We start from the raw sequence: 6,858 nt of genomic DNA, 5'->3' as shown, positions 1-6,858 counted from the left end.
CGGGTGGAGGTGACTGGTACTAATAGGCCGAGGGCTTGTCCTCAGTTGCTCGCGTCCACTGTGTTGGTTCTGAAACCACGAACAACCCCACACCCAGGTCACGGGTGATGGTGCGGTTGTCTGTTTCATAGTGTTTCGGTGGTCATAGCGTGAGGGAAACGCCCGGTTACATTCCGAACCCGGAAGCTAAGCCTTACAGCGCCGATGGTACTGCAGGGGGGACCCTGTGGGAGAGTAGGACACCGCCGAACTCCTTTTATAGCTCCGGCTCTTGGGCACTCTGCCCGAGAGTCGGAGCTTTTTTGCGTTGAGGTAGGGTCAGGGGGCATCGTTGGCTCGTTTCCCACAGGAGGCACCCGGGTGGAGGTCCAGGAGACCCGCGTCCAGACAGACCGGGTCCTCACCATCCCGAACATCCTCAGCATGGCGCGTCTTGTCGGCGTGCCCGTCTTTCTGTGGCTGATCCTCCGCCCCGAGTTCGGCGGCCCCAAGAGCGACGGCTGGGCGCTCCTGGTGCTGATGCTGAGCGGGATCAGTGACTATCTGGACGGCAAGCTCGCGCGGAGCTGGAACCAGATCAGCAGCCTTGGCCGGCTCCTCGATCCCGCTGCCGACCGGCTCTACATTCTCTCGACTCTGGTCGGTCTCACCTGGCGCGAGATTCTGCCAATCTGGTTGACGGCTGCACTGCTGGCGCGAGAGCTGGTTCTGTTGGTGATGGTGGGCATCCTCAGGCGTCATGGGTATCCGCCACCGCAGGTGAACTTCCTGGGGAAGGCGGCCACCTTCAACTTGATGTACGCCTTCCCGCTCCTTCTGCTCAGTGACGGAAGTGGATGGCTCTCGTCACTCGCAGCCATTTTCGGATGGGCGTTCGCAGGATGGGGTACAACGCTCTACTGGTGGGCAGGAGTCCTCTACGTGGTACAAGTCCGCCGACTGGTTCGTGCGGACGCCATGGCCGATTGAGCTCGCCGATTGGGCGGCTGTAGTGGCCGCATGGCCCGCGTCGGCAAAGTGCGGGACAATCTGGACGGGTGAAGTCGGCTAGACCGTCGTCTCTTCAAGGAGGACGCTTCCGACATGAAGGCCGTCGTGATGGCCGGAGGCGAAGGCACACGCCTTCGTCCAATGACCTCAAGCATGCCCAAGCCGCTCCTGCCAGTGGCCAACAGGCCGATCATGGAGCATGTGCTGCGGCTGCTCAAAAGGCATGGGCTCAACGAGACAGTCGTTACTGTCCAGTTCCTCGCCTCACTCGTCAAGAACTACTTCGGTGACGGCGAAGAGCTCGGGATGGAGCTGACGTATGCCAATGAGGAGAAGCCACTCGGTACCGCCGGAAGCGTCAAGAACGCCGAAGAGGCGTTGAAGGACGACACTTTCCTCGTCATCTCCGGTGATGCCCTGACCGACTTCGACCTCACCGAGCTGATCAATTTCCACAAGGAAAAAGGTGCACTCGTCACTGTCTGTCTGACGAGGGTGCCGAATCCGCTGGAATTCGGCATCACCATCGTCGACGAAGAGGGCAAAGTCGAGCGCTTCCTGGAGAAGCCGACCTGGGGGCAGGTCTTCTCCGACACCGTGAACACCGGCATCTACGTCATGGAGCCCGAGGTCTTCGACTATGTCGAGGCCGATGTCTCCGTCGACTGGTCCGGTGACGTCTTCCCGCAGCTGATGAAGGAAGGCCGACTGGTCTACGGCTATATCGCCGAGGGCTACTGGGAGGACGTCGGCACGCACGAGAGCTATGTGAAGGCGCAGGCCGACGTCCTGGAGGGCAAGGTCGACGTCGAGCTGGACGGCTTCGAGATCTCGCCCGGAGTGTGGGTCGCCGAGGGCGCCGAGGTGCATCCCGACGCCGTACTCCGCGGGCCCCTCTACATCGGGGACTACGCCAAGGTCGAGGCTGGCGTGGAAATCCGCGAGCACACCGTCGTCGGCTCGAACGTCGTGGTGAAGAGCGGGGCCTTTCTGCACAAGGCCGTGGTGCACGACAACGTGTACATCGGCCAGCACTGCAATCTGCGCGGCTGCGTCATCGGGAAGAACACCGACATCATGCGCGCGGCCCGGATCGAGGACGGCGCGGTCATCGGCGACGAGTGCCTCGTCGGTGAGGAATCGATCATCCAGGGGAACGTACGCGTCTACCCGTTCAAGACGATCGAGGCCGGTGCCTTCGTCAACACCTCGGTCATCTGGGAATCCAGGGGGCAGGCGCATCTGTTCGGCGCCCGTGGGGTCTCCGGAATTCTCAACGTCGAGATCACGCCCGAGCTGGCGGTGCGGCTCGCCGGTGCCTACGCGACCACCTTGAAGAAGGGGTCCACCGTCACCACCGCCCGCGACCACTCCAGAGGCGCCCGCGCGCTGAAGCGGGCGGTCATCTCCGCGTTGCAGGCCAGCGCCATCGACGTACGAGATCTGGAGAACGTACCGCTGCCCGTGGCTCGGCAGCAGACCGCTCGGGGGAGTGCCGGGGGGATCATGATCCGGACCACTCCCGGGGTGCCCGATTCCGTCGACATCATGTTCTTCGACGGGCAGGGGGCCGACCTTTCGCAGGCCAGTCAGCGGAAGTTGGACCGGGTGTTCGCGCGGCAGGAGTACCGGCGGGCGTTTCCCGGGGAGATCGGGGATCTGCATTTCCCGGCCAGTGTGTTCGACTCGTACACCGGGTCGTTGCTGCGGAATGTCGATACGACCGGGATCGCGGAATCCGGGCTCAAGGTCGTCGTGGACGCCTCCAACGGCAGTGCGGGGCTTGTACTGCCCAGTCTGCTCGGGAAGCTCGGTGTCGATTCGCTGACCATCAATCCCGGTCTCGACGAGTCCAGGCCGACGGAGTCCGCGGACACCCGGCGGTCCGGGATGGTGCGGCTCGGCGAGATCGTGGCGTCGGCGCGTGCCGCCTTCGGGGTGCGTTTCGACCCGGTGGGTGAGCGGCTTTCGCTCGTCGACGAGAAGGGGCGCATCATCGAGGACGATCGCGCGCTGCTCGTCATGCTGGATCTTGTCGCTGCCGAACGGCGCAGTGGGCGTGTGGCGTTGCCGGTGACCACTACGCGTATCGCGGAGCAGGTCGCCGCTTATCACGGGACCCAGGTGGAGTGGACGACCACGTCGCCCGATGATCTGACCCGGGTCGGGCGCGACGAGGCGACCATTTTCGGCGGGGACGGGCGCGGTGGGTTCATCGTGCCGGAGTTCAGCAGTGTGTTCGACGGTTCGGCGGCCTTCGTACGGCTCATCGGGCTGGTCGCGCGGACGCAACTCACGCTCAGCCAGATCGATGCCAGGATTCCGCGGGCGCATGTCCTCAAGCGGGATCTGGCGACTCCCTGGGCCGTCAAGGGGCTTGTCATGCGGCGGGTCGTCGAGGCGGCCGGAGAGCGGTTCGTCGACACGACCGACGGGGTGCGGGTCGTCGAGACCGACGGGCGCTGGGTGATGGTGCTGCCCGACCCGGCGGAAGCCGTCACGCACTTGTGGGCCGAGGGGCCCGACGACGCCTCCGCGCAGGCTCTGCTCGACGAGTGGGCCACCGTCGTGGACGGCGCCGGTCGCTGAATCGGGATCCACGCGCGCGTGCCGGACAGTAGCCCCCAATGGGGCCTGTCCGGCACGCCGGTGGGGCCGTTCGGAGGCAGTGGTCGCGACGTGGGACGATGTGCGGCATGCCGCAGCAGCCCCCCGTCCGGAGCATCCCCACGAGCCGTTCCCGGCGCCCGGACGCGTCCATGTCGCTGCTCACCAACGTCATGGACCACAGCCTCGACGAGGGGTACGCCGAGGCCGCCGCGCGGAAGAAGGCCGCCGGTGACGGCGGTGTGCCGAAGCCGCTGCGGGCGAAGCTGGGGCTTGCCGCCGGGCTGGTGCTCGCCGCTCTCGTGGTGACCGTGGGGGCCGCTCAGGCGCGGATCGCCGCACCCGCGATCGCCAAGGAGCGCGAGGAACTGATCGACCGCATCGACAGCGAGACGGAAGCGGCCGACAAGCTTGAGGACTCGGTCGACCGGCTGCGCGACGATGTGAGCGCCCGTCAGCGGGCCGCGCTCAAGGCCGCGGGCGGCGACAGCGGACAGGCCGACCTGGTGGGCATCCTGTCGGGCGCGACCGAGGTGCACGGACCCGGTGTGAAGCTCGTCGTGGACGACGCGAAGGAAGCCAGCACCGGCGCCGGCGGGGACGCGCGGGAGACCTCCGGGTTCTCCGACACCGGGCGGGTGCGCGACCGCGACATGCAGCGGGTCGTGAACGGCCTCTGGCAGTCCGGTGCCGAGGCCGTCTCGATCAACGGGCAGCGGCTCACGGCGCTGTCGGCGATCCGGGCCGCGGGAGACGCGATACTGGTCGACAACAAGCCGCTGGTGCCGCCCTACACGGTGCTCGCGGTGGGGGACGGCAAGCGGCTGAGCAGTAAGTTCCAGGACAGCGCCGACGGACTGTATCTGGCCGCGCTGCAGGAGAACTTCGACATCCGGACCAGGATCTCCGTGGAGAGCGACCTCCGGCTGCCCGCAGCACCGAGTGTGATCGTACGAACAGCGCAACCGAGTACAGAGACAGAGAAGGGCACATCGTGATCGCGGTACTGGGCCTCGTCGTGGGAGTCGTGGCTGGATTGTTGGTCCGGCCCGAGGTTCCCGCGGTCGTCGAGCCTTACCTTCCCATCGCCGTCGTCGCGGCCCTGGACGCCGTGTTCGGCGGTCTGCGGGCCATGCTCGACGGGATCTTCGACGACAAGGTCTTCGTGGTGTCGTTCCTGTCGAACGTCGTCGTGGCCGCGCTGATCGTCTTCCTGGGCGACAAGCTGGGCGTGGGCGCCCAGTTGTCCACGGGCGTGGTCGTGGTCCTCGGTATCCGGATCTTCTCCAACGCCGCGGCCATCCGCCGGCACGTGTTCCGGGCCTGACGCCGATGAGCGACGACGACAAGAGCGACAGCAAGAACGGCAGCAAGAGCGACGGCAGGAACGACCCGGGCGAGGCGCGGTTGCGTGCGGAACTGCCCGAGGAGGTCCCGGCGGCGGCCTCGGAGGCCGTGGACGGGCGTACGGCGGACGTTGCGGCCGGTGAGGTTCCCGGACCGTCCCTGACCGGTCGTCAGCGGCTGGTGAAGGGGCTGTGGCCGCCGCGGGTGACCCGGGCCCAACTCATCGTCGCCCTGCTGCTGTTCGGGCTCGGGTTCGGGCTGGCGGTCCAGGTCGCGTCCACCAGTGACAGCGACGGGGCGCTGCGCGGTGCGCGTCAGGAGGATCTTGTACGCATCCTCGATGAACTGGATGACCGTACTCAGCGTCTTGAGGACGAGAAGCAGGGTCTCGAAGACCAGCGGACCGAGCTGGAGAACAGCTCGGACCAAGCTGAGGAGGCCCGGAAGCAGACGGTTGAGAAGGAGCGGCAACTGGGCATCCTGGCGGGCACGGTGGCCGCGCAGGGGCCCGGGATCACGCTGACCATCGAGGACACGAAGGGGACGGTCGAAGCCGACATGCTGCTCGACGCGATCCAGGAACTGCGCGCGGCCGGAGCCGAGGCGATCCAGGTCAACGGCGTACGGGTCGTCGCGGGGACCTATCTGGCGGACGAGGACGGCGGTGGGGTGAGCGTCGACGGGAACAAGATCGACGCGCCCTATCGTTTCAAGGTCATCGGCAAGCCCCAGGACCTCGAACCGGCGCTGAACATTCCCGGAGGTGTGGTGCAGACCCTGGAGAAGGAGCAGGCCACCGCTACCGTGGAGCGGGCGGACAAGATCGTCGTGGACGCCTTGCGAGCGGCGAAGCAGCCTGACTACGCTCGGTCGTCCTCCCGGTGAACCGGGGGTGCATGGGGGCTGTCCGGGGAGGGCATGAGGTTGCGGGGGGTCGACGCACCGAATGGGTGGTGCGTGGTGGAAACTGTCGGGTGGCGGCGGACGTTGTGAGGATGTCCGGGTCGACCGGTAGGTGCAGTCAGGGTTCGTCCTGCCCCACGGGCGGGTCTGTTTCGGTCAAGGGGAATCGCCCGTGAAGTTGTTTGCGAAGTTGTTCGGCAAGAGCGCGCGAGAGGGCAGCGACAGCAGTGCGACCGCCCGTCATCGCGCACAGCCTGACGCGGAGGGTCAGCGTCCGCTGTTCCGGGACCAGGTCGGCGGTCCGGGCGGTGACGTTCCGGGAGGTCAGGGAGCGCCGTCTGTTGACCCTGCCCAGTCCGGGCGCATAGGTTTCGGGGAACCGTCAACCTCAAGTACGGGTGGAGAGTTTTCCTCCGACCCCTATGCGTCCAATGCCCCGGCGGGGCAGCCGCGGCAGGAGGATCCCTCGATGTCGGCCCTTGTGTGTACGAGGTGCGGTAACCGCAACGCGGAGAACAGCCGCTTCTGCTCCAACTGCGGCGCTCCGCTGCGGGCCGGGGCCACCCCGGAGCGTCCGTCGGAGACGACGTCCACGATCTCCATCTCCGGTATCGAGGCGTACGACGCCGAGGTCACCGGGCAGACGCAGATGCCGATGCTCTCGCCCGAGGCGCAGGCCGCGGTGGACGCCCTCCCGCTCGGGTCGGCGCTGCTGGTGGTGCGCCGCGGTCCGAACTCGGGCAGCCGCTTCCTGCTGGACGGCGAGCTGACCACGGCCGGCCGTCATCCGCAGAGCGACATCTTCCTGGACGACGTGACGGTCTCGCGCCGCCATGTGGAGTTCCGGCGTGGCCAGGACGGCCTGTTCACCGTCGCCGACGTGGGCAGCCTCAACGGCACGTACGTCAATCGTGAGCGGATCGACTCGGTCAGCCTCAACAACGGCGACGAGGTGCAGATCGGCAAGTACCGGCTGGTGTTCTACGCGAGCCAGCGGGGCTACTGACCCGC

The 6,858-nt window shown here is 66.7% G+C and carries 6 protein-coding genes and 1 rRNA gene; all 7 read left to right on the top strand.

The annotated features are described in order from the left end of the window. Positions 1 to 134 precede the first annotated feature (134 nt). The 7 genes from rrf (at position 135) to CW359_RS47750 (ending at position 6,853) form a co-directional block, all read left to right on the top strand. Positions 135 to 251 (top strand): 5S ribosomal RNA (rrf, locus tag CW359_RS42790). A gap of 109 nt (positions 252 to 360) precedes the next feature. Further along, entirely contained in the window at positions 361 to 969 is a 609-nt protein-coding gene (locus CW359_RS42785; protein WP_105975668.1) for a cardiolipin synthase ClsA, read from the top strand. 114 nt (positions 970 to 1,083) lie between these two features. After that, positions 1,084 to 3,579 carry a mannose-1-phosphate guanyltransferase gene (locus tag CW359_RS42780; protein WP_105975667.1) on the top strand — a complete coding sequence of 832 codons (2,496 nt, stop codon included), beginning with the start codon at positions 1,084 to 1,086 and terminating at the stop codon, positions 3,577 to 3,579. 98 nt (positions 3,580 to 3,677) lie between these two features. Continuing rightward, positions 3,678 to 4,595, top strand: coding sequence for a DUF881 domain-containing protein (locus CW359_RS42775; protein ID WP_105975666.1), 918 nt, complete (start codon positions 3,678 to 3,680; stop codon positions 4,593 to 4,595). Then, positions 4,592 to 4,924: a small basic family protein gene (locus tag CW359_RS42770; protein WP_003988855.1), complete on the top strand. Its 333-nt coding sequence runs from the start codon at positions 4,592 to 4,594 to the stop codon at positions 4,922 to 4,924. Before CW359_RS42775 ends, CW359_RS42770 begins: the two co-directional genes overlap by 4 nt. Further along, entirely contained in the window at positions 4,921 to 5,829 is a 909-nt protein-coding gene (locus tag CW359_RS42765) for a DUF881 domain-containing protein (RefSeq protein WP_408647588.1), read from the top strand. The genes CW359_RS42770 and CW359_RS42765 overlap by 4 nt, the downstream gene beginning before the upstream one ends. Before the next feature lie 130 nt (positions 5,830 to 5,959). Continuing rightward, complete coding sequence (locus CW359_RS47750) at positions 5,960 to 6,853, top strand: FHA domain-containing protein (RefSeq protein WP_408647587.1); 894 nt, start codon at positions 5,960 to 5,962, stop codon at positions 6,851 to 6,853. The last annotated feature ends 5 nt before the right edge of the window (positions 6,854 to 6,858 follow it).

The sequence above is a fragment of the Streptomyces geranii genome (assembly GCF_002954775.1).
Lineage (GTDB): Bacteria > Actinomycetota > Actinomycetes > Streptomycetales > Streptomycetaceae > Streptomyces > Streptomyces geranii.
This window is presented reverse-complemented; position numbering and strand designations above follow the sequence as displayed.